The sequence below is a fragment of the Planktotalea frisia genome (genome assembly GCF_001890925.1).
GTDB classification, from domain to species: domain Bacteria; phylum Pseudomonadota; class Alphaproteobacteria; order Rhodobacterales; family Rhodobacteraceae; genus Planktotalea; species Planktotalea frisia.
On record NZ_MLCB01000169.1, the window covers coordinates 1 to 24,791 of the forward strand.

Here is a 24,791-nt window from a genome sequence, read left to right on the forward strand (position 1 = left end):
CGCCCGTATCGCATATTGGAACAAGCGCGCCGTCTATGGCCAGCTATTTAAGGCAATGCGGGCGGTAACCTGTCCGTGCGTTTGGCCAGCAGGGATGCGATCGTGATCAAGCCGTCTGGTGTCGGGTTTAACGAATGTACACGGGACAATTTGCAGGTTGTAAATTTGGACGGCACCATCGCGCCATCCGATCATAAACCGTCTAAAGATCTTGGGTTTCACCTAGACCTTTACCGTATCCGCGATGACATCAATGCGATTGTGCACTGCCACAGCCCTTGGGCCACCGGCTATGCAAGTGCCGGCATTGAGATCCCATGCCTGACGGTTCAAACCATTGAAAAGATTGGCCGCATGCCACTGATCCCTTTGTCCAAAGAAGGGGGCCCTCAAACAGATGTCGATATAAGCCCTGTCTTTGTTGACCCTTCGGTCAAAGCAGCTGTCCTTGCCAATCAAGGCACCATTGGCGTCGGTAAGGACCTGATGTCAGCACAGTACCTTGCGGAAATCATCGAAGAGACCGCGCATATCGCGTATGTGAGAGATACTCTGATGGCGGCCCATGGCAAAACCGCAGCGGACTTGCCGCAATACGGCACAGCGGCTGATGCGCAAGCGGCGTCTTGATCCCGAAACAAAGCACCGTCACGTGGCATTTGGCAGTGTTTGCACTTCCACCGCTTCATTTAGGTACAAATCGCCAGCACATGTTTCATCAACCTCTATCGAAGATTTAATGAACTGATTTTCGACATCTGCTTGGGTTCCGATCCAATTAATCGTCCCGTTGCACGCATCGCCATTGAAGCGTTTGATCTTGACCGGAGCGCCAATCGTCACGCCTGACGGTGTCTGCCCCACTAGCTGATTGACGCGCACATACATCTCAACCGACTTTTTCGAGGGTGTGTAAATCTGTGTGGCAGAGGCGCGCGCAGTGACGCAATCGCCCACATTTGGTTCAAAATCGAGCAAAACGCCGTCGAAAGGAGCGCGCAAAGTAAGGTCTTCAAGCGCATCCGTTTGCGCGCGCAGCTCTAGACTACCGATTTTCAGAGCGATTTCAGCACGCGCCTTCGCAGAAATGGCACTCGCCAAAGCTTCGCGTGCCTGATCGGTTGCAAAGTTGGTATTCATCATCCGGCTCTCTACGCCCTCCATCGTGGCCTCATTCACCAAGCCGCGTCGGAATATCTGCTCGGTGCGCGCGAATTCTTTGGCGACCAAGGCCTGCTCTTGGGTTCGACGGTTCACACTGGCTTCAGCTGCATCAATGGCAAGCTGACGTTCTGATACCGCCGCCTCCAAATCCGCAACCCGCGCGTTTGCGGTTTCATAAGCAAGTTCAGCGGCTTGGGAATCCAACTCGACAAGAACTTGCCCGGCTTGCGCGTTCCCGGTTCGGCGCGCAGTTTCGGACACCGCCACGATACAACCGTTGGTTTCAAACGAAATCCCTGTGATGTCGCGCGCGACAACCGTTCCTGCGAACAAGATCGGATCCAACGCCGCTGTTTCATCACTTGACTGCGCTGTTGTAGTTTGCGCGCTCAAACACAGCACAGCTGCGCATGTCAAAAACGCTTTAATCTTGTTGGTATTGATCACGATCTGAAACCTCCAGCTATAGCAGCACACTTGAATGGCGCGTCTAATTCTTGTTAGCGTGGGCAAATTTGGACGTTAAAGCAAGACGTTTACAATGCTCACCCCCGCCAAACGCCGAACTAGAGGAACTCAGGTCGTACCACACCCTTTGCGCGCGCATCGATCTCAGTGAGAATATCAGTGATTGGCAAATCACAAACCTCGCGTAAACGCGACTTGTAGGGCGGCAAATTTGTGCACTCCAGCAAGATATGCTTGTGAGTTTCTCGCAAGTTTTGCTGAACAAATTCAGCTAGTTCGCGCCCCGCCTTTTCAACATCCAGCGACGTGCGATTGTGCGAAATCACATCACGCAAATGCAAATCTTGCGGCAGGCCCACAACCGCATCCCAATACGCGTCATACGCGCCATACGCGCCATACGCGCCAAGATGCGCTGGCGTTAGGGATGCTTTGTCAAATGTTACGATCATTACCTGCTCAGGCGTGTAGCGCAGACTCAAACGTTCCAAAGCGATCAATGAGGAGCTGACAAGCTGTTTCTGGCTCAACGCCTGCAAATGTTCCTGCCAATACGATAGAAACCCGCAAGAGGTCACGACCACCTTCCCTTGCGCATCTATCAAGGCGTTCTCGAACGGCGTAATATCTATAATTTCCGGCCGGTCACTGACAATCGCGTCTACGGTGGCACCATTAATGCGAAGGATCTCGACCTCTTCGATATACGTCTCGATACACCCCACATCGCCTGGCACGCGTGCGAACTTCGTATCAAGTTGTAAGATCGTAAGAGACGCTGCCATCTATTGCCTGAGATTATTTGGCAGCCATGTCGCCAATTCAGGAAACGCGACCAAAATCACCACCATCAAAAGCATCAATCCGACCATCGGTATCGCCGTTTTTGAAATGTAGCCGATCTCGTGCCGCGTCATGCCTTGCAACACAAACAGATTAAAGCCAATCGGCGGCGTCACTTGCGCCATTTCCACGACAACCACAATGAAGATACCGAACCAGATCACATCGATCCCTGCTTGACGGATCATCGGTTCTACAATGGCCATGGTTAACACAACCGACGAAATCCCGTCCAAGAACATGCCGAGAATGATGTAGAAAACCGTAAGAGCTGCGATCAACGTGATCGGTGAGAGCTGCATTTCATCGATCCAAGCAGCCAACGCGCGCGGCAATCCGGTAAAGCCCATCGAAAGCGACAGGAACGCTGCCCCCATCAAAATCAAAGCAATCATCGCGGAGGTCCGCGTCGCGCCCATGAGGCTTTCAAAGAACGCAGAGGCCGTCAAAGAGCGCTGGAAAATCGCCAATGTAAGCGAACCGAGAACACCCACCGCAGCTGCTTCTGTCGCGGTGGCCCAGCCGAAATACATGGAGCCGATGACCGAAAACACCAACAACAAGACCGGGATCAAGAACCGGCTTTCTGCGAGCATTTCACCAAAGCTCATTTTGGGTTCGGGCGGCGGACGTTGATCAGGACGAATGAAATGCCACGCCATAATGTAGGTCATAAACAGGCTCGCGAGCACGAGACCCGGAATGATGCCTGCCATGAACAGCTTGATAATGCTCTCGTTTATCGACACGCCATAAACAATCAACGTCAAAGACGGTGGGATCATCAAGCCAAGCGTGGCGGCCCCTGCCAATGTACCAATGATCATATATTCAGGATAACCGCGCTTGCGCAGCTCTGGGATCGACATTTTGCCAACCGTGGTGAGCGTCGCTGCCGAAGAGCCGGACACAGCTGCAAAAATCGTGCATCCCGCGATATTCGTGTGCAGCAATCCTCCGGGCAACCAACGCATCCATGGGGCCAATCCGCGAAACATGTCTTGCGATAACCGGGTTCGATACAGAATTTCGCCCATCCAGATGAACAGCGGCAAAGCGGTCAATGTCCACGAACTCGCCCCGGTCCAAATCGTCGTGATCATTGCATCGCCCGCTGGACGGGTAGTGAACATCTCCATTCCGACCCAAGCCACGCCCATCAGCGCCAGACCGATCCAGATTGATGATCCTAAAAGGGTAAACAGAACGAAGAGAAAAACGATGGTTGCATAAGCTTCGGTCATTCGACGCTCTCCGACACAATGGGGTTGGTGCCTGTCACGAGCAGACGGGTGAGCGTGTCCCAAAGCGCAATCGCCAAAAGGATCGTCCCGATAGACATCGCAAGTTGTGGGATCCAAACGGGCGTGTAAACGAGCTCTGCGCTACCCGCGAATGCGCCTGAAAAATCAAGTTGGAACAGTTTCACCAACCATTCGGGAATTTGATCTTGACCCTGTGTGCGATCATTGAGCATCTCGGAAAAGAAGTTCGCTTTAACAGCAAAACGGGCAAAATAAGTGGCGATCACAGCCGCTCCGAAAACCGCGAAGATATCGAGCCATTTTTTCAAGAATGCCGTAGAATTAAGGATGATTGAAACACGAATATGTGCCCCCCGCATCATTGCATGACAAAGCGCAAAGAACGATGTGGCAGCCATTGCGTAGCCCGCAAATTCAGTCGTCCCGGGCAACGCATAACCCGTCCAGCGCGCCACCATTTGTGCCACAATCAAGCTCAGGATCATAACCATGAAAAACGCAGCGATCATGCCAGACGCGAAATAGACGCCGTCCAAAATGCGCCAGATCGGGCGCATCACACGCTCAATCCGCGGGCCTGCGACAAAACAGATCGCAGCGAGAACACTAGGCAGAACAAAGAGCCAAACCCAAAGGGGCAGACCCATCACAGGCGACCAATCGCGCATGGGGACGTCTCAATTTTTTGGAAAAAATTGGCCAGCCTTTTTCAAAAAGGCTGGCCCTAGTTCGTTTAGTTCGCGTTATAAGCATCAAGGATTGCTTTGCCGTCGGCACCTGCAGTCTCCAGCCACTCAGCCGTCATTTTCGCGCCGATTTTTTCAAGCTCCGCAAGGAACTCAGGACCCGCATCTTCAACGCTCATGCCGTTCTTGGCCAGCTCATCAAAGTAGAAATTCGCAAGCTCTGCTGACTTTGCAGCACAGGCCGCCGCGGTCTCATCAGCGGCTTTTTGAACACCTGCTTGAACTTCAGCGTCAAGACCTTCCCACACTTGCGTGTTCACCATCACGTAGTTGCGCGGCAGCCATGCGTTTACCTTATAATAGTGGCTCAGGTGCTCCCAAACCTTGCGATCATACCCTGTTGAGCCGGACGAAATGAACGCGGACGCAACGCCCGTCGCCAAAGCTTGGCTCAATTCCGCCGCTTCGATCTGCACAGGGATCATGCCCAATTCTTCCGCAAATGTCGCTGTCGCAGAGTTATATGAGCGGAACTTGATGCCTTGCGTATCTGCTGAGGACGCCACTTCTTTGTTAAAGTAGAAACCCTGACCCGGCCATGGGCATGTATAAAGCGCCACGAGATTCAGGTCCGCGAGTTGTGCGTTAACCGTGTCTTTCGCAGCCGCCCAAAGCTTGGCGTTGTCTTCATATGTGGTCGCGATAAACGGTAGATTGTCCCATCCGAGAAGCGGTGCCTCGTTCGCGTGTGCGGACATGAAACGCTCACCGATTGGCACTTGGCCCGTTTGAATAGCACGCTTGATGTCACCACCGCCAAACAATGAACCGCCCGCATGGACCGTGATATCGATCGCGCCGCCTGTGTGCTCGCGCACCTTGTCAGCAAAGATCACGCCATGTTCGGAGTGGAAGTTCGTGGCCGCGTAAGCCATTGGCATGTCCCACTTTTGCGCGTGCCCGTCGGCAAATGCCGCACCTGCTGCAAAGGAAGCAACGACCGCTGCGTTTCCTAGTTTTGTCAAAGTTTTCATAGTGTCCTCCCAGACGGTTAACGCTTTAGCGCGACTTGTATTTCATAGGATCAAAGGGGGCCAAATCTACGTTTGGCTTTTTACCATTGATGATATCTGCGATGATCCGACCCGTTTTGGGACCACCTGTCAAGCCAACGTGTTGATGCCCGAAAGCATTATAGCTTTTTCCATTTACGTCATTTGCTCCGATCAAGGGCAGACTGTCCGCAGGCGCAGGGCGATGCCCCATCCATTCAACCGCTTCATCATACTCAAGATCCGGCAAAACTTGTTTTACTTGTCGCTTCAGCAAGTCGAACGGACCACGGCTTGGACCATTCTCGAGCCCGCCAAACTCGATCACTCCCGCCGCGCGCAAACGGCCTTCCATGGGTGTCAAAACAAACTTGCCGCTTGCCACCATCATCGGGTTCTTCGGCATCACGGACGGATTCATGAATTCGATATGATAGCCGCGCTCGCTCTCGAACGGGACTTTCACACCTAACTTATGCGCAATTTTTTTCGACCAAGGGCCCATCGCAAAAACAAACTTGTCCGCGCGCATCTCGCCTTTGCTGGTCTGCAAAGCTGCTATTTCACTATTCTCTAACGTAATGTCCTCGACCGCACGAATATCAAACACGCCGCCTTGATCGACGAAATGCCCTGCGAGTGCAGTGACATAGCCACCCGGATCAGAAATACGCCCATGGTTCTTGCAACGCACAACCACCTCAAACGCAGGACCATAGCTCGGGTCCGCGGCGCGGTACTCTTTCCCCTCAACCACTTCAAACGCATAGCCCGCTTTGCGACGCTTCTCCCAACCGTAGGCGTCGGCTTCAAAATCAGCGCGCGTGGCATAACCAAAACAATAATCTTCATCGCTGATAAACCGCGCCGCATCCGTCCCGTCTGCCAAAGCGCGGTGCTGCGCAACAGTATCATGCAAAAGCATCGACATGGCCGCACCATAACGATCCACATGGGCATCATTTGCGTACGACATGTAACGCCGCAAAAACGGGAGAAGCTTGGGCAGATAGCCCCATTTCAAGAACAAAGGCGCGTCTTTGCTAAACAGCATTCGCGGCGCACGCGCCAACAAACCGGGCGTCGTCACAGGGATCACCGCACCTGCCGCCAGAACGCCTGCGTTGCCATGGCTGGTCCCACTGGCAGGCCCAGCACGATCTACCAAAGTGACCTCGTGCCCACTGCGTTGCAGCCAAAGGGCGCATGACACGCCAACAATCCCAGCCCCTACGACGACAATGTGCATGCAGCCTCCAATTTAGCTATATTTACGACAGCTTAACCGCCTGCCCGTCACGCGCAGATTTATCCGCCGCATCCGCTAAAACCTGCGCTTTCAAACCATCTTCGCCCGTTGGCGTGATTGCAACACCCGCGTTCAAGCAATCCACGAAGTGCCCCATCTCCGCGCGATATGCGGCTGCATAACGCTCAAGGAAAAATGGCTGTGTCGGCGCTACGCGAAAGCCCAGACCGTTGGATAATTCGACTGTATTCTCCAACATATTGTCCGCACGCAGCATCCCCAAAGACCCGTGCACTTCGATGCGCTGGTCATACCCATAAGTCGCACGGCGTGAGTTGCTGATCTGGCAAAGCTTGCCACTGGCTGTCTTGAGATTGACGATAGCCGTATCAAAATCCCCCGCCTCGCCAATTTCTGGATCAACCAAACACGAACCAGCCGCCGTCAATTCAACAGGCTCCTCACCCAATAAGAATCGTGCCATATCAAGGTCATGGATCATCATATCGCGGAAAATCCCGCCCGACGTTTTGATATAGCCAATGGGGGGTGGTGCCGGATCGCGCGACAGGATCGTCACGATTTCAACATTGCCGATCACCTGATCTGCGATTTGTTTTTGCAAGTGCGCAAAGTTTGGATCAAAGCGTCGGTTAAACGCGGTCATAAAGGGCACACCGGCCTTTTCAACCACCGCAAGGCATTCGCGAATGCGATCCGTGGACAAGTCCACTGGCTTTTCGCAAAAGATCGCTTTGCCCGCTGCGGCCGCTTCATGGATAATGTCGTAATGCGTCGTTGTTGGCGTTCCAATGATCACCGCGTCGATGCTTTTATCTGCGATAATCTCTTCCGTGCTCATCGCTTTCGCGCCAAGCTTGTCTGCGAGGGCTTTCGCTGCGTCAGGCAAGAAATCCGATACAGCCGCCGCGCGCGCAGTGGTCATCTGTGCGAGCGTTTTGCCGTGAACTTGGCCGATGCGCCCTGCACCTAATATTCCGATGTTAAGCATATCTTACCCTTTCAAAGCCTGCAAAACACGGCGCGCCGCAGTAACCATCGGATCATGCGTGTCTTTCAAAATTGTGACACGGTCAAAGCGATCAGGATCAGAATTCACTGCTGCGCGCATCGCTGCGCCAAACGCCATCCGCAGCTCTGTGCCGATATTGTATTTACAAATATTCGTGCTCTTCGCGAGCCGCGCGCGCTGCTCCACTGGTACGCCAGAGCCGCCATGAATAACCAATGGCACATCTGTCAAAGCCTGGATCGCCGCGATACGTGCCTCATCCAAACCACCTTCTTTGTTCTCTTGCAAATGCACATTGCCTACCGAAATCGCCATCCCGTCAACGCCCGTCTCGCGCGCGAAAATTGCCGCTTCTTCTGGGTCGGTCCCTGCGGATTGCTCACCATTAGAATAGCCGACAAAGCCAATCTCGCCCTCGCAAGAAATCCCCGCGCTGTGCGCCATTTCAGCAATCTTCAAAGTGTCCGCAATGTTCTGCTTCAACGCCGTGCGCGATCCGTCAAACATCAGTGATGTGAACCCGCTATCAAGCGCCTCCGAGCACTCATCATAGGTGTACCCGTGATCGAGATGAGCCACGACTGGCACGCTCGCACCTTCGGCTAAGTGCCTGAACATCTTGCCCAAAACAGGCAAAGGCGTATGGGCACGGCACCCGGGTCCAGCTTGCAAGATCACAGCACAGTTCTCTGCTTCAGCAGCCGCCACAAAGGCGCGCATATCTTCCCAGCCCAGCGTCACCAACCCGCCGACAGCATAGCCACCTTTGAGCGCGGGTTGCAGGACTTGCGCAAGTGTCGCCAATGTCATTTGAACTTAGCGATCATGTCTTTGATCCCCGGAATCGTTTCAATCTGATAGGCGTGCGATGGCTGGAAATACTGCACCAATGAGCGCTGCGAAAGACCACCCAGAATGGTGAAATAATACATCTGATAGCCCGGCAAAACCGCGCAAGGGTGATAGCCATTGTCGATACAAATCGTAGAGCCATCAACGATGTGATAGGCATCCCCCGCCTTGCCATCTTCACGCTGCAGCATCTGCACGCCAGAACCGTGGTTCGGTTTGAACCGGAAGTTATACGTCTCGTCATGGCGCGTCTCTTGCGGCATACGGTCGGTGTCATGCTTGTGGGATGGAAAACCAGACCAGCCGCCCTCGCCCACAGTAAACAGCTCAGACACCAACAGACGACCCACCTTGTCGTGATACTTGGTTCCTAGGATGTGCTTGATTTTACGATGTGTTTTCGTGTCGTCCGATCCGTATTGTACCAGATCGAGCTCGTCCGAGCGCACAGCAAACGCGTCTAAAACCTTGTCATACAAAGCCCCCGCCACGAAGATTTCCGCCTCATCCGACGTACATACTATCTCTGCTTTAGCAGCCGTCGGCACATAAACGCCCTCAGGCTCACCGCCCCAAACGTCCTCAACGCGACCGCCAAGATCGTCCGCTTTGAAGCCTTCGACATTCACATCAACAGAGCCTGTCGCAGGCACGATGCAGGTCTCATAACGCGGCACGGAATACTCGAATGCCTCGCCCTTTTTCAGCTTCACAATGTTGAAATAATTCAGCGGCACCGTGGGGTCATCCGCATCTACAATGGGCTTATTCTGGTTGTCAAATGGCGCGATATGCATGGGCGTATTCCTTTAAGCAGCGGTTGGGCCGGAATGCTCGGCCAAGAAAGTTTCAAGAGTTTGTGTATCAGCCATCGCAGGAGCGCAACCCGCCTTGGAGACTGTAACGGACGCGCAAGCAGATCCGCGTAAAATGGCAGTTTTCAGATCATGTCCATCCGCGATGGAGGTGACGAAACCAGCCATAAAGCTGTCGCCAGCCCCAGTTGGTTTCAACGCCTCAACGGGGTAGATTCCAGTGCGAATTTCCGCGCCGTCGGCAAAAGTGATCGCGCCCTCTGGTCCCATTTTATAGACGACGATTGCCGCGCTGGTCTCGGACAATTCACGCGCTTTCGCGAGCCCTTTATCGATGGACCCGGCCATAAATCCGAACTCTTCATCATTGCCCACTATCATGTCACACTCTGCCGCCGCGCGGCTTAACACGTCCGATGCCACCTGCGTAGAGGGCCAAGAATAAGGGCGATAATCCACGTCGAAAATAATCGGAACACCCGCCTTTTTCGCCAGTGCAAATGCGTGGAACGTCGCTGCGCGCGATGGCTCGGCGGCGAACACAGTGCCAGCGGTGATGAGCGCGCCGTATTTTGCGTAATCCACGGCTTCGACGTCTGCGATATCCATCTGGAAATCCGCCGCCCCGTTACGATAAATGACTGATTGGTGATCCTCGACGCGGCTCTCATAGATCGCGGTGGAGTTACGAAATTCCCCTGCCACAGGCGTCACATGATCCGCGTTCACGCCGTAATTCTTAAGCTGCTGCACACAGTAACGCCCTACCGCATCATCCGACACGCGCGTCACCAGCGCAGACTTACCGCCAAGCTTGCAAATCCCCGCTGCAATATTCGCAGAAGAACCGCCCATGCCAACTTCGAGCATCTGAGCGTCTTCGATCGCAACCCCCGGCGGATCTGGATAGAGGTCCATTCCGACGCGACCAATCACCACAAAATTATTGGCTTTTATGCCTTCAATCAGCCCCATGTTCACACGCCTTTACGTTGACGTGCGCGCGTGGATTCTTGATCCACATGCGCGTCACGCACCTTGGCGTTCTCGGTTATATGCGGCGTACCGACTTCCCACCACGTGTGGCCCTCGGTCGTCCAGCCGTCATAAGGATCAACTTTCGCGCAGATCACATATGTCTTGTCGCTTGCCTTCGCACGTTTAAACGCTTCGCCAAGGCCAGACATCTCAACCGTCTCCGCCTCTGCCCCCATCGCGCGGGCATGCGCTTCAAAATCAACACTCACTTGCCGCGTCGCGGTCGGAGTATCTGCGATCAGGTTGTTGAAGCTCTCGTTGCCCGTGTTGTTTTGCAACTTGTTGATCACCGCAAAACCACCGTTATCGAGCACCAAAATGATCAGCTTTTTATCCGTCAAAACGGACGAATAGATGTCTGAATTCATCAGCATGTAAGAGCCATCACCCGTGAACACGATCGTATCGCGATCTGGCTCGATCTGCGCTTGCGCAATGCGCGCGCCCCAGCCGCCCGCGATCTCATAGCCCATGCAGGAAAAACCGAATTCCACATCAACGGTGCCAATATCGAGGGTTTTCCAGTTAGCCGTCACTTCCGCAGGCAAGCCACCCGCCGCCGCAACAACGCGGTCGCGCGGATCGCAAAGATCATTCACAACACCAATCGCTTGTGCATATGAGGCAGGGCCATTTCCGACGCGCGTATTCTCGGCAACGTAGTCATTCCATTTAACACGCTCGCTCTGCGAGCGCTTGGTCCAGTCGCTTGGCGCAGAATATCCACTCGCCGCCGCGCCCAATTCAACAAGCGCCGGCTTGGCATCGCCCACAACCGTCATTGACATATGTTTCGCTGCATCATGACGTCCCACATTCAACCCAATGATGCGCGCATCTTTGGCAAATGCGGTCCAAGAGCCCGTTGTGAAATCCTGCAAACGCGTGCCAACAGCCAGAATAACATCCGCCTCCTCAGCAATCGTATTCGCACAATCCGATCCAGTCACACCTATCGGGCCAATGTTCAGCGCATGGTCATTCACCATATTCGCACGGCCTGCGATGGTCTCGACCACAGGAATATTATGCGCTTCGGCAAAGGACGTCAGCTCCGCTACTGCATCGGAATACTGCACACCCCCACCGGCGATAATCATCGGGCGCTTGGCCGTTTTCAACAACGCTGCGGCCTCTGCGATCTCGTCAGCATCCGCAGCTTGGCGACGAATACGGTGCACTTTTTCATCAAAGAATGACACAGGATAGTCATAGCTCCAACCCTGCACATCTTGCGGCAAACCGATGAACGCAGGCCCACAATCCGCAGGGTCTAACATCGTAGCCAATGCCGCGGGCAAGGACTGAATGATCTGCGCAGGATGCGTGATGCGATCCCAAAAGCGCGACACGGCTTTAAACGCATCGTTCACACCAAACGTCGGGTTCCCGAAGTGCTCAAGCTGCTGCAACACCGGATCAGGCAGACGCGTCAAAAACGCATCGCCACATAGCATCAACATCGGCAAACGGTTCGCATGGGCCAAAGCCGCGCTCGTCAGCAAGTTCGCCGTACCGGGTCCAGCGCTTGCGGTGCAGAACATGAACCGTCGACGCAAATGCGCCTTGGCATAACCAGCGGCTGCGAATCCCATGCCTTGTTCGTTCTGTCCACGATAGAGCGGCAGCACATCTTTATGATCGTACAGCGCCTCGCCCAGACAGGTCACATTGCCATGTCCGAAAATGCCAAAACCACCGCCGCATACACGGGTTCTCACCCCATCAATCTCTATATATTGCGCAGCTAAATAGCGAATAATCGCCTGTGCCGTCGTCAATGTGATGGTCTCGTCCGCTCGCCCCATGGCGCCCTCCCAGATGGCTAAGTGACCGCCTGCTCAACAATCCTATTGACCAGCCGATATAAACAAGGATACCCATTTTGCAACCGGTTGCAAACTGTTTTTGGGAAGGGTCGGCGCAATGACGCAAATCAAAATTGGAATCGTAGGTGGCGGCTATATGGGAAAGGCGCATGCGGCCGCATATGCCAGTGTTGGAACCATCTTTGAAACCAACCTGCGCCCTGTTTTGGAAATGGTCTGTGCGACCTCGGATACATCTGCCGAACGCTACAAAACAAAGTTCGGCTTCAACCGCTGCACCACGGATTGGAGCGTCTTGGTCAATGACCCAGACGTCGACGCGGTCATCATCGCCTCTCCGCAATCCACCCACCGCGCGATTGCAGAGGCGGCCTTTGCTCTTGGCAAGCCTGTGTTTTGCGAAAAACCACTTGGCGAAACGCTTGAAGACAGTCGCGCTATGCTCGCCGCTGCCGACGCTGCAGGCGCGATAAACATGGTGGGTTTTAACTATATTCGCACCCCAGCTTCGCAATATGCGCGCAAGTTGCTCGCAGATAACGCAATCGGTAACGTCACCTATTTCCGCGCTGAAATGACCGAAGATTTCCTCGCCGACCCAGACGCCCCCGCCACTTGGCGCACCACAGGCATGGCAAACGGCTGCATGGGCGATCTGTCCCCGCATATCATAAACTGCGCCCATGCGATGATGGGACCTGTCAAATCCTTGAGTGCTGTGGTGCAAACAGTCCACGCAACGCGCGGCGGCGAAACTGTAACGAACGACGACCAAGCGCAATTCATGATGGAATTCGAGAGCGGCGTCAGCGGTCACATCCACGCAAGCCGAATCGCGACAGGTCGCAAAATGGGCTACGCCTACGAAATTCACGGCTCCAAAGGCATGATCCGTTTCGACGGCGAAGACCAAAACGCACTACACATTTATGTGCGCGAGGGCGACGCCGCCAATCAGGGTTTCCGCAAAATTTTAACCGGACCCGAGCACCCCGATTATTTGCCCTTTTGCCAAGGCCCCGGTCATGGCACAGGCTACCAGGATCAAATCATTATCGAGGCGAAAGATTTCCTGACCGCCATCGAAACCAAGCAAAACATCTGGCCCACTTTCGCTGAAGGCATGGAAGTGAACCGCATCGTCAAAGCAGCCATTGATTCAAGCGAGAAACGCGCTTGGGTCAATGTCGCTGATTACTAGAGGACTGAAAGACATGATCAAAATCGGAAATGCACCTTGCTCATGGGGCGTCGAATTTGCGGATGATCCGCGCAATCCAAGCTGGCGCAAAGTGCTGCAAGAGAACGCGGAAGCGGGTTTCACAGGTATCGAACTTGGCCCCGTTGGCTTTATGCCCGAAGACCCTGCGGTCCTTTCCGAGGCGCTTGAAGAGTTTAATCAAGAGCTTGTTGGCGGTGTTGTTTTCCGCTCTTTCCATGACGTGGACGCGTGGGATGATGTGATGGACGGCTCCGTGCGGACCTGCAAAGCGCTCAAAGCGCATGGTGCACAGCATCTGGTTCTGATCGATTCTATCTCGCCGCGCCGCGCTCCAACGGCTGGCCGTGCAGATGAGGCAGAGCAAATGGACAAGGCCGAATGGACCGCCTACCGCGAGCGTATCGCCACCATCGCCAAGATGGGTGCAGAGGAATATGGCCTGACCGTTGGCATTCATGCCCACGCCGCTGGCTTTATGGATTTCGAGCCTGAACTTGAGCGTCTTCTAAACGAGATTGATGAAAGCATCCTTAAAATTTGCTTTGATACAGGTCACCACTCCTACGCGGGTTTTGATCCAGTTGCGTTCATGAAAAAACACATCGACCGCATCAGTTACATGCACTTCAAAGACATTGATCCTAAGGTGAAAGCAAAGGTCGTTGCTAACCGCACCGATTTCTACACCGCTTGCGGCGATGGCATTTTCTGCAACTTGGGCGACGGCGACGTAGACTTCACAGCCGTGCGTCAGGTCCTGCTCGACAACGGTTTCGAGGGCTGGTGCACAGTCGAGCAAGATTGTGATCCTGAGGGTGATACATCGCCCATAGATGACGCAAAACTGAACCGCACATATCTGCAATCCATCGGCTTTGAGGGCGCATAAATGACAAAACTAAAATGGGGCATGATCGGCGGCGGCGAAGGTAGCCAAATCGGTCCAGCACACCGCTTAGGGTCTGGCCTTGATGGGCTTTTTGAGTTCACCGCAGGCGCATTAGATCACCGCGCCGCTGAGGGCATTGAGTACGGTCAACGCCTCGGCCTAGGGAACCGCGCTTATGGTTCTTGGCAGGACATGCTCGCAGGCGAATCCGCACGTGAGGACCGCATCGATCTGGTCACTGTCGCCACACCCAACTCTACGCATTTCGAGATCACCAAAGCCTTTCTAGAGGCGGGTTTCCATGTGCTGTGCGAAAAGCCGATGACGATGACCGTCGCTGAGGGCGAAGAGATCGTGCGCGTGGCCGAGAAATCCGGCAAAATCTGCGCGGTGAACTACGGCTACACAGGCTATTCCCTCGTGCGTCACATGAAAGCGATGATCGCGCGCGGTGACATTGGCAAAGTGCGCTTGGTGAATGCCGAATTCGCCCACGGCCATCACGCAGACGCGGCTGATGCGGATAACCCGCGCGTGCGCTGGCGTTATGATCCGGCGCAGGCGGGTGTCTCCGCACAGTTCGCGGATTGCGGTATTCACGCGATGCATATGGCATCCTTCGTGACGGGTCAGGAAGTCACCAAACTTTCCGCCGACACTGTGTCCTGCCTTGAAATGCGCGTGCTTGAAGACGACGCAATGGTCAATTTCCGCATGGATGGCGGCACTGTTGGGCGCCTCTGGACGTCCTCCATCGCTATTGGGCGTCAGCATGGCCTTGGCATTCAAGTCTTCGGTGAAACGGGTGGTCTGCGCTGGTCGCAAGAGCAGCCCAACCAACTGTATTACATGCCGCTTGGTGGTCGCTTACAAGTAATCGAGCGCGGGGAAGCCAACCTATCCCCCGAGGCCGATCGCACAACCCGCGTCACCATCGGTCACGCCGAAGGCATGCCGCTCGCGTTTGCGAACATCTACAAGGATCTCGCCGAGGCAATCAGCGCGCGCAAAGAGGGTCGCGAAATGGACCCCGCCGCCAACCTTTATCCGCGTGCAGAGGATGGCCTGCGTTCTATGGCTGCGGTTGTGGCTGTGGCTGAAAGCGGCAAACAGGATGGCGCTTGGCTCGATGCCCGCCCACCGATGTTTCAATAAAACACGGCGCGCTGGGGAAACCTAGCGCGCTTTCAACGTTCCACGCTCAATCACAGAACACTCGAACAAATGCGCTTTCGGCGTGATGCTCTGATCCTCGACCAAGGCCGTCACCTGCTCAATCGACGCTGCAATAATCTTTGAGAACGGATTGTGAATTGTGGTGAGATTAATGTTCTCCCACTTTGCCATATCAATGTCGTTCAATCCGATGATACCCACATCCTCAGGCACACGCAGCCCAGCGGTTTCCAACGCCGAGATCGCTCCGATAGAAAGCACATCATCTCCGCAGAAATACGCCTCTGCAAGCGGTGTATTCAACAGCGCTAACATCTCTGCCCGCCCCGCTTCAAACGAATAGGCATCCGCGAAACTCACACGCGCTGACACGCCTTTGTGCGCCGCGCACTCCAGCAAAAACCCCTTCTCGCGATCAAGGGTCGAGGTTGCCTCTGGCGGCCCGCCCAAGAAGCCGACATCCGTATAGCCATGCTCTATAAGCGTACGCGCGGCCATGCGCCCCGCTTCGATATTGTCGATCCCCAGCACATCCACATCAGGGCTCTCTGTGTGGCGCCCGAACGAATGCACAACAGGAATTCCCGCGTCGCGAAACGACTTGGCAAACGCTGGCGGCAATGTTGAAGACGCGACAATCACGCCATCAACAGAGTACTGCCGCAACATGCGGATAGACGCCTCTGGATCGGTCTCATCCGTTAAATTAACCAACAATGGACGCAAATCGCGCTCGTGCAAACCGCGCGTGAACCTATCAAAAACTTCAAGGAAAACAGGGTTGTGAAAGTTGTTCGAGATCAGCCCAATCATCTTCGTGCGCCCCGTTGTCAGCGACGACGCCAGCGCGTTGGGGCTATAGCCTAACTGATCGGCGGCTTTCATCACCTTTTGCCGGGTCTTCTCCGATACAGATGCGCCTTTGGTAAAGGTGCGCGACACCGCAGAGCGCGACACCTCCGCCAATTCGGCCACATCTTTGAGGGTGACCGCCATCGCCCTAGTCGTCGCCTTTGGCACTATAGTCGATCGTCGCAAAGCGCCAACCGCAGATCAGACCCAGCCCGATAAAAATGACTGCCCATGCATAGGCCCCTTGAGAGACCTCAAAGAAGCCCCACAAAATCAACACAGACGTCACTAAAATGCGGATCCACAAAGGCGCATAAAACGGGTTTTCAAGGTCCAGAAATTTGCTCACAGCGCGTCTTCGAACTCCGCACCTGTCTTCGCGCCCGTGATATAGGACACCACATCTTCGCCCGTATGATCGCCGTTTTTGATGTCGAGATTTGCGCAGATCCGACCACGACGAAACACGACAATACGGTCGACCAAATCAAACACCTGACGCATGTTGTGGCTGACCAAAATCAACGGCTCGCCCGCCTTTTTCAGCGTGCGAATGATGTTTTCCACCTGCGCGGTTTCCTGCACACCCAGCGCCGCTGTCGGCTCGTCCATGATGGTCAGCCTGCTCGCGAATGTCGCAGTGCGCGCGATGGCCACACATTGGCGTTGACCGCCGGACATGTTCTGGATTGTGTTGCGAATGTTGGGGATCTTGACGCCCGTGCGCTCTAGACCTTCCATCGTGGCCTGCCGCATCGCTTTGTAATCCAAGAAGCGAAACGGGCCCAGCCAATCGAACTTTGTCTTCTCACGGCCCAAGAACAAATTGTCCGGCACGTCCAGATCATCCGCCAGCGCAAGCGTTTGGAACACGGTTTCAATGCCAGCTTCACGCGCATCAAGCGGTCCGGCAAAGTTCACCTCGTCGCCATAGAGCCAAACCTTGCCGCTGGTGCGTTGCTCAACCCCTGTGATCTGGCGCACGAACGTCGATTTACCCGCACCGTTATCGCCCATGATGGCAACGTGTTCGCCCTTCTTCATCTCGAAGTTGGCATCAACCAGCGCATGTACGCCGCCGTAGTGCTTGGTCAGGTTTTCGGTCTTTAGAATAATATCGCTCATGGTATTGTCTCCTAAGCCCGATTTCGTTGTCTGTATTGGTCGAACAGAATAGCGGCAATGATGATGCTGCCCATGGCCATTAGCTGATAAGAACCGTCCAGCTTGATGTAGGTGAAACCAGAGCGAATAACCCCCAAAACCATCGCGCCCAGCACGGTGCCGATGATGGAACCGCGTCCACCTTGCAAACTAATGCCGCCGATCACGGCCATGGCAATCGCAAACAGCTCGTAGAACTCGCCCATGCCAGCCTGCGCGGTTTCACTTTTGGCCGCAAGGACGACACCCGCGAAAGCAGCCAGCATCGAGGCAATCACGTAGACCGTCACCTTGTGGCGCTTCACATTGATGCCAGACATCCGCGCGGCTTCTTCGTTGGAGCCGATTGCGTAGGTGTGTTTGCCATAAACAGTGTAGCGCATGATCACGTGGAACACGACCGCAAGCGACAAGAACCAGACCACGGGCATCATGCCAGAGCCGATCCATTTGAAACCATCCGTTGGGAAGGAAATCGGGTTGCCGCCGGACCACCACAGCGCGATGCCACGGCAGATCAAAAACATTCCCAAAGTCGCGATAAACGGCGGAATGCGCATGTAGGCGATAAACGTGCCGTTGATGGCACCTATAAAGGCACCAAAGGCCAAACCGACAACGACTGGTACAATGACGGGCAAATCCATGGCCCAAGGCCCAAACAGCGCTTTTGGGTTCGCAAACCCGTTAACCAATTCTGTCTGCCCAAAGCTCATCGCGATCATGGCGGTCGCGGCGACAAGTGGGCCGGAACTGAGGTCAATACCAGCGGTGATAATCACTTGGGTCACGCCCAAAGCAATGATGCCGATGATGGCGACTTGAAGGATGATAATCTTGAGACGCGCCTCGTTGAAAATGCTGTCAAAGCGGTCCCTGGTGTCAAACAGAAAGCTTTGATCATTCATGTAGGGCAACATTTGGCCCAGCACCTCGAAGATCGCGATAATAACGAACAGCGCGAAAAGGATGTTCAGCTCATTGGGCCAAGATCGTTTGGTTTTGTCGAACGTAAGTCCGCCAGTGCCGTGGCTGGTGTCTGTCATCTGTGCCATTCCCTATTCAGCGCCCGGTTTTTAGCGCTCTTTAAAAATAGAGGCGGCACAATAGCGCCGCCCCATTTCGTTCAAATCGACTTAGTTCTTGTCGAGGAAGTCACCCATGTTTGCAGGGGTTACCAGCTTGAATGGGATATAGACTTTCTGGTCCACTTTCTCGCCCGCGATCAAACGCAGTGCCGCATCGATTGAGCCTGTGCCCTGACCAACGGAGTCCTGGAAAACAGTAACGTCATAGTCGCCCGCTGCCATGGACAAAAGCGCGTCTTGGGATGCGTCAACACCGCCAACCTGAACGTCAGCCATATCCATGCCAGCCGCTTTCATCGCTTGGATCGCGCCGATTGCCATTTCGTCGTTGTTTGCAAGAACGAAGTCAAATGGCTCACCGGAAGACATCCAGTTTGTCATCAAGTCTTGCGCTTCGTCGCGCGACCAGTTCGCTGTCTGCTCGTCGATGATGGTCATGAAGTTACACATGTCCATGCCGATCACGTCATGCACGTCCTTGGAACGCTGCACAGCCGCTTGGTTGGAGAGCTGACCGTTCATCAAATAGCCACGCGCGCCGGCACCTTTGCCGTCTGCGCGTAGGTTTTTGCAAATTTCGAACGCGGACAATGTGCCGGACTCGATTTCGTTAGATGCCACAAACGCTTGTGTCGCTGGCAATTCGTTAACGTTGTCAGGCTCACGGTTCACATAAACCAGTGGCGTGTCGCCAGCCGCTGCGGAAACAGCTGCACCTGCAGATGTGTCAACGATGTTCACAATGATCGCGTCAACGCCGGAAGCCACAAAGTTCTTCACTTGGTCGATCTGCTTGGCAAGATCGTCTGCCGCGTCTTCCTGCTGATAGGACAGCCCGTCGATTGTCGCTGCGTGCTCAACCATGCCGTTGCGCAGAACTGTCAGCCAGTTGTCATCAAAACGCGAGAATGTCGCGCCGATCTCTTGCGACATTGCAGTCGTGCCCATCATGGCAACAAGGCCAGTCGTGATAAGAATCTTCTTCATTGGTTTCCTCCCAGAAATGTGCCCGGCGCACTTATGAATAATACCGGGGCCTCTTGCGAAGCTTTGATGTTGTCCCTCTTTGCGCTGCACTTAGGCGGCGCTCTAAGGGCGAACAAACGTACCGCTCAAAAAGAAATGACAGAGCAGCAGAATTCGTGATTCTCACTTTACTCTACCCCGATTAGATTTTTTTGCAACCGGTTGCATTAATCCATTTCTCTCCAGAGAGGCCGCAGGATTTTGATTTAGTTTCGCCCCTTTTGGCGACATAGTGAGCTTCGAATCAAAACTCTCACGCATAGGACGAGACCCCATGAACATTCTTTTTATTATGTATGATCAGCTGCGTTTCGATTACCTGAGCTGCGCAGGCCACCCCCATCTACACACTCCGAATTTCGATCGTGTCGCCGCGATGGGCATGCGCTTCACCAACGCCTACGTGCAATCCCCAGTCTGCGGCGGTTCGCGCATGTGCTACTACACAGGCCGCTACGCTTCGAGCCACGGCGCGCATTGGAACGGATTTCCGCTGCGCGTGGGAGAGCACACAATGGGCGACCACCTGCGCCGCGCTGGCATGGATTGCTGGCTCATCGGCAAAACCCACATGAAAGCCGATTCTGAGGGCATGGAACGGCTCGGCCTCTCGCCCGACAGCATTATCGGCGCACGCCAAGCGGAATGCGGCTTTGACACTTGGATCCGCGACGATGGTCTTTGGGGCCAAGGTCCTGACGGCTTTTACGACGAAAAACGCTCGCCTTATAACGAATATCTCAAGGGCAAAGGCTACCCGACCGAAAACCCATGGGCCACCTTCGCAAACGCAGGCATTGATGACGAGGGCGACATGGCCTCCGGCTGGATTTTCAAGAACGCAGACAAAGCCGCAAACGTGCGCGAAGAGGACAGCGAAACCCCTTGGCTTACCACCAAAGCAATTGAATTCATGAAAGAAAAGACAGGCCCGTGGTGCGCGCATGTCAGCTACATCAAGCCCCACTGGCCCTACATCGTCCCCGCCCCCTACCACAACATGTACGGCGAAAACCACGTCCCTGCCCCAACCCGCGACACGGTTGAACGCGAGGATCCGCAGCCCGTTTTCGGTGCCTACATGGAAAACAAAATCGCCACCGCCTTTCAACGCGACGAGGTCCGTAAAAAGGTGATCCCAGCCTACATGGGCCTAATCAAACAATGCGATGATCAGCTTGGCCGCATCCTTGAGCACCTAGAGCAAACCGACACGCTCAAAGACACGATGATCGTGCTCACTTCTGATCACGGCGACTATCTGGGCGATCACTGGCTTGGCGAAAAGGACCTCTTTCACGAGCAGTCCGTCAAGGTGCCGATGATTATCTATGACCCCCGCGCAGGCGCGGATGCGACGCGTGGCACGACCAGTGATGCACTGGTTGAATCTATCGATCTCGCACCGACCTTCGTTGATTTCGCAGGTGGGAAGATCGCTGATCACATCCTAGAAGGGCGTTCCCTCACACCGCTTATGCACGGCGAAACTGTCAAATGGCGCGATGTTGCGATCAGCGAATATGACTACTCTGCAACACCGCAAGCGGTGAAACTTGGCCTCGCTCCGCGTGATGCGCGCCTCTTTATGGTTTTTGATGGCCGCTACAAACTCATGCACGCGGAGGGTGGCTTGCGCCCAATGCTGTTCGATCTGCAAAGCGATCCAGAAGAATTCATTGACCTTGCCAAAGACAGCACACGAACGCCCGAAATCGACGTCGAGATCGACCGCCTCTATGCGCATCTGTTCACCTGGGCGCGCCGTATGTCCCAACGTGTCACCAAATCCGAGGATGATATCATCGCGATGCGGGGCCGTTCCTTGCGCCGTGGAATTCTACCATTCCTTGCGGACGGCACTGAAGTCCCTGAAGACCTTACACAATTCTACACAGGCAAGGCGAAAGCCGACTACACAGGCGAGCGTTAAGCCTCTCGGAACGCCTTGTTGAAATAGTCCATCAATGGCTTCATCAAATAGCTCAGCGGAGATCGTTCCTGCGTTTTGATGAAGGCCTCTACGGGCATGCCCGGCACCAATTGCTGACCTTCCAACTTGGACAACTCATCGTCGTCAGGCAATAATTCCGCCTCATAGAACGACATGCCTGTCACCTCATCGGTGAACACATCCGCCGACAAACGGACGACGCGCCCAAAGATTTCCGGCGTTGTGCGCTGATCGAACGCCACAAATCTAAGCGCAGCGCTTTGGCCTTCGTGCACTTGGTCGATATGAATCGCTTCAACCCTCGCAGAGACGACCAACGCTTGATCCTGCGGGATCACATACATAATCGGCGCGGCGGGCGAGATGACTGACTGCAACGCGAAAACCGTGTTGCCATAAATCACCCCCGATACAGGCGAGCGCACTTCCATTTTCGAAAGCGTTTCACGCGCTGAGAGCGCGCGCTCGACCAACTCATTCTCTTGGAATTGCAAATCACGCAAACCACTTATCGCTTCTTCCCGACGCTGGGTACTAAGCTGCAAAATTTCGATATTGATCCGAGCGATATCACCTTTTAGCTGCGCAATCAGCGATGTGTATTGCCCTATTTCACCTTGAAGACGCGAATCCTCACGACGCAGTGCAGATACGCGCGACGCTTGCGCCAAGCCTTTATCAAGCAAGGTTTGCGCATCCGCCAGCTCTGACAAGATCAATTCGGCCTGCCCTTGCGTGGCGACAAGCTGCGCGCGCGCGCCTTCTATCTGATCACCTGTTTGAACGATTTGATTTTCTAGCTGTTCGCTCACTTGTGCCAACGCTACGCGACGCGTCTCAAACAATCGCGCTTGGCCCTCCATCAGCGCCTTCACACTCGGATCACGCTCCGCGTCTGCCAGCAATTCAGGATCAAACGTGAGCTCTTGGGCATCGTCGCGCTCGGCGCTCAAGCGCCCCTTGCGCGCGCGGGTTTCATTCAGTTGCGCCGTGATAATCGCAAGCTCTGAACGCAACAAAGCATCATCCAAACGCAGCACCACATCCCCCGCGGCAACCCGATCGCCGTCGCGCACAATCAACTCACCAACGACACCGCCCTGCGGGTGTTGCACGATCTGGCGATTGTTCTCGACTTGGATCATTCCCGACGCGATCACCGCCCCTGCAATCCGTGCTTTCACACTCCAAACACCAATGACACCCACCAAGATCGCAAGCGATAAATATCCGATGAACAAAGGCTTACCGGCTTTCGCCAGCTTTGACTTCGCAGGTTTCGACGGTTGCGCTGGGTTTGGATCAAGTTTCATTTGGCTTCTCCGGCGCAATTTCGCGCTGCACTTGCCCTGCATTTTTCAGCATAGCTTTCAGAACTTCGTCACGAGGGCCATTCGCTTTGATCCGCCCGCTGTCCATGACAATCAATCGATCACACTCAGATATCGCTTGCGGGCGATGGGTCATAATCACGACCGATCGATCAGAGCTTTTGAACTCGCGCACGGTACGGTTCAACGCTTCGGTGCCAACCGAATCCAGTGCTGAATTTGGTTCATCCAAAACCAGTATGACAGGGTTCTGATACAACGCACGAGCAAGCGCAAGACGCTGTTTTTGCCCACCCGACAGCTGGTTATCGTTTGCATGAATAACCGTCTTATACCCTTCGGGAAGCTTCAAAATCATCTCATGCGCATTGGCGCGTTTGGCAGCTTCAAAGACTTTCTCTTCATCCACATTGACCGACATCCGCGCAATATTTTCAGCCACAGTTCCACTGAACAACGTCACATTTTGCGGCAAATAGCCGATAAGTGAGCCAAGCTGATCCGGATCATATTGATCCAGCGTCGCCCCACCCAAACGAATTTCACCGCTGATCGCTGGCAGCAAACCAACCATGGCCTTGGCCAGCGTCGATTTGCCCATACCACTGTTGCCAATCACTCCGACAACCTGCCCCGGCTCAATGACAAAACTGATCCCTTGCAAAATTGGCGTGCGCGTTCCCGGTGCCAACACACCAACACCTTGGAACGAAATATGCGCAGGTGGATTTGGCAGTTTTGTCGTTTCATCGTCCTCTGGAACCAGTTGCAAAAGCTGTCCAACACCACGCCAACCTTCAATCGCGCGCTGAATAAGCGCCCATTGACCCACGGATTGCTCAATCGGTGCCAAAGCGCGGCCCAGCAAAATTGAACCCGCAATCATCGCCCCCGCCGTCAACTCACCCTGCAACGTCAAATATGCGCCAAGCGCCAGCATGGCCGATTGCAAAAACAAACGGAATGACTTGGTCATCGCGGTAAAGCTGCCCGTCCAATCGCTTGCGCCAACACTTGCGCCAAGCGCTTCGTTTTGCATGCCTTGCCAGCGCGTTTGCATCGAACGGCTCATACCTTGCGAACGCACAATTTCGCTCGAATTGCGGGCCTGATCAGAGAAATTATGCGCCATCTGCGACATCTGTTGCGCTTTCAAAACCTTACGGTTTGTCAAAAGGCTATTGAGCACAGCGACTAAGATTAACGTGCCACCACCCGCAACCGCCATCCAACCAAGCAGCGGATGAAAGATGAAAATCGCCGCAATAAACAAAGGCGTCCAAGGGATATCAAACAGCGCTGTCATCACAGGTGAGATGAAAAACGACTGCACCGCCTCAAGTTGGCGCAAACCAGCCGCTGGCTTTCCAAGCGATTCCGGCATCAACGAATGACGCAAACTCGCGTCGAAAACACGCCCGTCAAGTTTCTCTCGAAACCGCACTGCAAACCGCGCAAGCAAGCGGCCGCGCGCATAATCCAAGAACCCCATGAACAGGTAAAGCGCTGCAACCAAAGCAAAAAGTGCGATCAGCGTCTCTTCAGAGCGTGACCCCAAGACACGGTCATAGACCTGCAACATGAACAGTGGTCCAGTTAGCATCAACAGGTTAACAAAGATCGAAAAGATGAATGTTGATCCAAGCAGGCTAAAGCCCGCCCGTCTTGCGCGCCTCAGTTCCGCTTTGCCTGAGATCCTCGGCTTTGCCATGTAAAAATGCCTTATATTTATTATATACCGCTGCTACCCCAAAACCCGAATTTTTTCATGGGTTATGACGCGGAAATTGTCTGA

General features: G+C 54.3%; 23 protein-coding genes. 5 read left to right on the plus strand and 18 right to left on the minus strand.

Translation table 11 applies throughout. From position 1 onward, the window contains the following. Nucleotides 1-69 precede the first annotated feature (69 nt). Complete coding sequence (locus PFRI_RS15075; protein WP_084649721.1) at nucleotides 70-630, plus strand: class II aldolase/adducin family protein; 561 nt, start codon at nucleotides 70-72, stop codon at nucleotides 628-630. An 18-nt stretch (nucleotides 631-648) separates the two neighbouring features. Here PFRI_RS15075 and PFRI_RS15080 read toward each other — a convergent pair whose 3' ends face one another. The 11 genes from PFRI_RS15080 to iolD form a co-directional block, all read right to left on the minus strand. Beyond that, nucleotides 649-1,611, minus strand: a complete 963-nt coding sequence (locus PFRI_RS15080; protein WP_072631529.1) for an HlyD family secretion protein — start codon at nucleotides 1,609-1,611, stop codon at nucleotides 649-651. A 119-nt stretch (nucleotides 1,612-1,730) separates the two neighbouring features. Beyond that, nucleotides 1,731-2,417 carry an aspartate/glutamate racemase family protein gene (locus PFRI_RS15085; RefSeq protein WP_072631530.1) on the minus strand — a complete coding sequence of 229 codons (687 nt, stop codon included), beginning with the start codon at nucleotides 2,415-2,417 and terminating at the stop codon, nucleotides 1,731-1,733. After that, nucleotides 2,418-3,719 carry a TRAP transporter large permease gene (locus PFRI_RS15090; protein WP_072631531.1) on the minus strand — a complete coding sequence of 434 codons (1,302 nt, stop codon included), beginning with the start codon at nucleotides 3,717-3,719 and terminating at the stop codon, nucleotides 2,418-2,420. Then, nucleotides 3,716-4,408, minus strand: coding sequence for a TRAP transporter small permease (locus PFRI_RS15095; protein ID WP_072631532.1), 693 nt, complete (start codon nucleotides 4,406-4,408; stop codon nucleotides 3,716-3,718). The genes PFRI_RS15090 and PFRI_RS15095 overlap by 4 nt, the downstream gene beginning before the upstream one ends. A gap of 65 nt (nucleotides 4,409-4,473) precedes the next feature. Continuing rightward, complete coding sequence (locus PFRI_RS15100) at nucleotides 4,474-5,460, minus strand: TRAP transporter substrate-binding protein (protein WP_072631533.1); 987 nt, start codon at nucleotides 5,458-5,460, stop codon at nucleotides 4,474-4,476. Between the two features lie 25 nt (nucleotides 5,461-5,485). After that, a complete protein-coding gene (locus PFRI_RS15105; protein ID WP_072631534.1) occupies nucleotides 5,486-6,727 on the minus strand; it encodes an NAD(P)/FAD-dependent oxidoreductase in 1,242 nt (413 codons plus the stop codon). Between the two features lie 22 nt (nucleotides 6,728-6,749). Further along, nucleotides 6,750-7,739: an inositol 2-dehydrogenase gene (gene iolG, locus PFRI_RS15110; protein WP_072631535.1), complete on the minus strand. Its 990-nt coding sequence runs from the start codon at nucleotides 7,737-7,739 to the stop codon at nucleotides 6,750-6,752. Nucleotides 7,740-7,742: 3 nt separating this feature from the next. Beyond that, the gene (locus PFRI_RS15115) at nucleotides 7,743-8,570 is read right to left on the minus strand and encodes a class II fructose-bisphosphate aldolase (RefSeq protein WP_072631536.1); all 828 of its coding nucleotides are present in this window, start codon (nucleotides 8,568-8,570) and stop codon (nucleotides 7,743-7,745) included. Continuing rightward, nucleotides 8,567-9,409, minus strand: a complete 843-nt coding sequence (locus PFRI_RS15120) for a 5-deoxy-glucuronate isomerase (protein ID WP_072631537.1) — start codon at nucleotides 9,407-9,409, stop codon at nucleotides 8,567-8,569. The genes PFRI_RS15115 and PFRI_RS15120 overlap by 4 nt, the downstream gene beginning before the upstream one ends. Before the next feature lie 12 nt (nucleotides 9,410-9,421). Then, a complete protein-coding gene (iolC, locus tag PFRI_RS15125) occupies nucleotides 9,422-10,402 on the minus strand; it encodes a 5-dehydro-2-deoxygluconokinase (RefSeq protein WP_072631538.1) in 981 nt (326 codons plus the stop codon). A 2-nt stretch (nucleotides 10,403-10,404) separates the two neighbouring features. Further along, nucleotides 10,405-12,273: a 3D-(3,5/4)-trihydroxycyclohexane-1,2-dione acylhydrolase (decyclizing) gene (gene iolD, locus PFRI_RS15130; protein WP_072631539.1), complete on the minus strand. Its 1,869-nt coding sequence runs from the start codon at nucleotides 12,271-12,273 to the stop codon at nucleotides 10,405-10,407. Between the two features lie 118 nt (nucleotides 12,274-12,391). On the opposite strand from iolD, the gene PFRI_RS15135 reads away from it, so the two are divergent. Genes PFRI_RS15135 through PFRI_RS15145 form a run of 3 tightly spaced genes read left to right on the plus strand, consistent with a single transcriptional unit; the run spans nucleotide 12,392 to nucleotide 15,560 of the window. Continuing rightward, entirely contained in the window at nucleotides 12,392-13,495 is a 1,104-nt protein-coding gene (locus PFRI_RS15135) for a Gfo/Idh/MocA family protein (RefSeq protein WP_072631540.1), read from the plus strand. Nucleotides 13,496-13,508: 13 nt separating this feature from the next. After that, entirely contained in the window at nucleotides 13,509-14,405 is an 897-nt protein-coding gene (locus PFRI_RS15140; protein ID WP_072631541.1) for a TIM barrel protein, read from the plus strand. Then, nucleotides 14,406-15,560 carry a Gfo/Idh/MocA family protein gene (locus PFRI_RS15145; protein ID WP_072631542.1) on the plus strand — a complete coding sequence of 385 codons (1,155 nt, stop codon included), beginning with the start codon at nucleotides 14,406-14,408 and terminating at the stop codon, nucleotides 15,558-15,560. Nucleotides 15,561-15,581: 21 nt separating this feature from the next. Here the strand turns inward: PFRI_RS15145 and PFRI_RS15150 are convergent, their stop codons facing one another. The 5 genes from PFRI_RS15150 to PFRI_RS15170 form a co-directional block, all read right to left on the minus strand. Beyond that, on the minus strand, nucleotides 15,582-16,577 hold the full coding sequence (locus PFRI_RS15150; protein ID WP_072631543.1) for a LacI family DNA-binding transcriptional regulator: 996 nt from the start codon (nucleotides 16,575-16,577) through the stop codon (nucleotides 15,582-15,584). A 4-nt stretch (nucleotides 16,578-16,581) separates the two neighbouring features. After that, nucleotides 16,582-16,782 carry a hypothetical protein gene (locus PFRI_RS15155; RefSeq protein WP_072631544.1) on the minus strand — a complete coding sequence of 67 codons (201 nt, stop codon included), beginning with the start codon at nucleotides 16,780-16,782 and terminating at the stop codon, nucleotides 16,582-16,584. Next, complete coding sequence (locus PFRI_RS15160) at nucleotides 16,779-17,558, minus strand: ATP-binding cassette domain-containing protein (protein ID WP_072631545.1); 780 nt, start codon at nucleotides 17,556-17,558, stop codon at nucleotides 16,779-16,781. Before PFRI_RS15160 ends, PFRI_RS15155 begins: the two co-directional genes overlap by 4 nt. 11 nt (nucleotides 17,559-17,569) lie before the next feature. Further along, nucleotides 17,570-18,643 (minus strand): ABC transporter permease, encoded by a 1,074-nt coding sequence (locus PFRI_RS15165; RefSeq protein ID WP_072631550.1) that lies wholly within the window; start codon nucleotides 18,641-18,643, stop codon nucleotides 17,570-17,572. Between the two features lie 90 nt (nucleotides 18,644-18,733). After that, complete coding sequence (locus tag PFRI_RS15170; RefSeq protein ID WP_072631546.1) at nucleotides 18,734-19,672, minus strand: substrate-binding domain-containing protein; 939 nt, start codon at nucleotides 19,670-19,672, stop codon at nucleotides 18,734-18,736. A gap of 313 nt (nucleotides 19,673-19,985) precedes the next feature. On the opposite strand from PFRI_RS15170, the gene PFRI_RS15175 reads away from it, so the two are divergent. Next, entirely contained in the window at nucleotides 19,986-21,644 is a 1,659-nt protein-coding gene (locus PFRI_RS15175) for a sulfatase-like hydrolase/transferase (RefSeq protein ID WP_072631547.1), read from the plus strand. Here the strand turns inward: PFRI_RS15175 and PFRI_RS15180 are convergent. Further along, a complete protein-coding gene (locus PFRI_RS15180; protein ID WP_072631548.1) occupies nucleotides 21,641-22,978 on the minus strand; it encodes an HlyD family type I secretion periplasmic adaptor subunit in 1,338 nt (445 codons plus the stop codon). The two genes, PFRI_RS15175 and PFRI_RS15180, sit on opposite strands and share 4 nt — an antisense overlap. Continuing rightward, a complete protein-coding gene (locus tag PFRI_RS15185; protein ID WP_072631549.1) occupies nucleotides 22,968-24,707 on the minus strand; it encodes a type I secretion system permease/ATPase in 1,740 nt (579 codons plus the stop codon). Before PFRI_RS15185 ends, PFRI_RS15180 begins: the two co-directional genes overlap by 11 nt. Between the last annotated feature and the right edge of the window lie 84 nt (nucleotides 24,708-24,791).

Bases quoted from the DNA above. Each gene is read 5' to 3' on its own strand.
- PFRI_RS15180 (WP_072631548.1), bottom strand. From the start codon at position 22,978: ATGAAACTTGATCCAAACCCAGCGCAACCGTCGAAACCTGCGAAGTCA.
- PFRI_RS15100 (WP_072631533.1), bottom strand. From the start codon at position 5,460: ATGAAAACTTTGACAAAACTAGGAAACGCAGCGGTCGTTGCTTCCTTT.
- PFRI_RS15145 (WP_072631542.1), top strand. From the start codon at position 14,406: ATGACAAAACTAAAATGGGGCATGATCGGCGGCGGCGAAGGTAGCCAA.
- iolC (WP_072631538.1), bottom strand. From the start codon at position 10,402: ATGGGGCTGATTGAAGGCATAAAAGCCAATAATTTTGTGGTGATTGGT.
- PFRI_RS15140 (WP_072631541.1), top strand. From the start codon at position 13,509: ATGATCAAAATCGGAAATGCACCTTGCTCATGGGGCGTCGAATTTGCG.
- iolG (WP_072631535.1), bottom strand. From the start codon at position 7,739: ATGCTTAACATCGGAATATTAGGTGCAGGGCGCATCGGCCAAGTTCAC.
- PFRI_RS15120 (WP_072631537.1), bottom strand. From the start codon at position 9,409: ATGCATATCGCGCCATTTGACAACCAGAATAAGCCCATTGTAGATGCG.
- PFRI_RS15185 (WP_072631549.1), bottom strand. From the start codon at position 24,707: ATGGCAAAGCCGAGGATCTCAGGCAAAGCGGAACTGAGGCGCGCAAGA.
- PFRI_RS15085 (WP_072631530.1), bottom strand. From the start codon at position 2,417: ATGGCAGCGTCTCTTACGATCTTACAACTTGATACGAAGTTCGCACGC.
- PFRI_RS15095 (WP_072631532.1), bottom strand. From the start codon at position 4,408: ATGCGCGATTGGTCGCCTGTGATGGGTCTGCCCCTTTGGGTTTGGCTC.
- PFRI_RS15160 (WP_072631545.1), bottom strand. From the start codon at position 17,558: ATGAGCGATATTATTCTAAAGACCGAAAACCTGACCAAGCACTACGGC.
- PFRI_RS15115 (WP_072631536.1), bottom strand. From the start codon at position 8,570: ATGACATTGGCGACACTTGCGCAAGTCCTGCAACCCGCGCTCAAAGGT.
- PFRI_RS15175 (WP_072631547.1), top strand. From the start codon at position 19,986: ATGAACATTCTTTTTATTATGTATGATCAGCTGCGTTTCGATTACCTG.
- PFRI_RS15170 (WP_072631546.1), bottom strand. From the start codon at position 19,672: ATGAAGAAGATTCTTATCACGACTGGCCTTGTTGCCATGATGGGCACG.
- PFRI_RS15090 (WP_072631531.1), bottom strand. From the start codon at position 3,719: ATGACCGAAGCTTATGCAACCATCGTTTTTCTCTTCGTTCTGTTTACC.
- PFRI_RS15105 (WP_072631534.1), bottom strand. From the start codon at position 6,727: ATGCACATTGTCGTCGTAGGGGCTGGGATTGTTGGCGTGTCATGCGCC.
- PFRI_RS15165 (WP_072631550.1), bottom strand. From the start codon at position 18,643: ATGACAGACACCAGCCACGGCACTGGCGGACTTACGTTCGACAAAACC.
- iolD (WP_072631539.1), bottom strand. From the start codon at position 12,273: ATGGGGCGAGCGGACGAGACCATCACATTGACGACGGCACAGGCGATT.
- PFRI_RS15150 (WP_072631543.1), bottom strand. From the start codon at position 16,577: ATGGCGGTCACCCTCAAAGATGTGGCCGAATTGGCGGAGGTGTCGCGC.
- PFRI_RS15135 (WP_072631540.1), top strand. From the start codon at position 12,392: ATGACGCAAATCAAAATTGGAATCGTAGGTGGCGGCTATATGGGAAAG.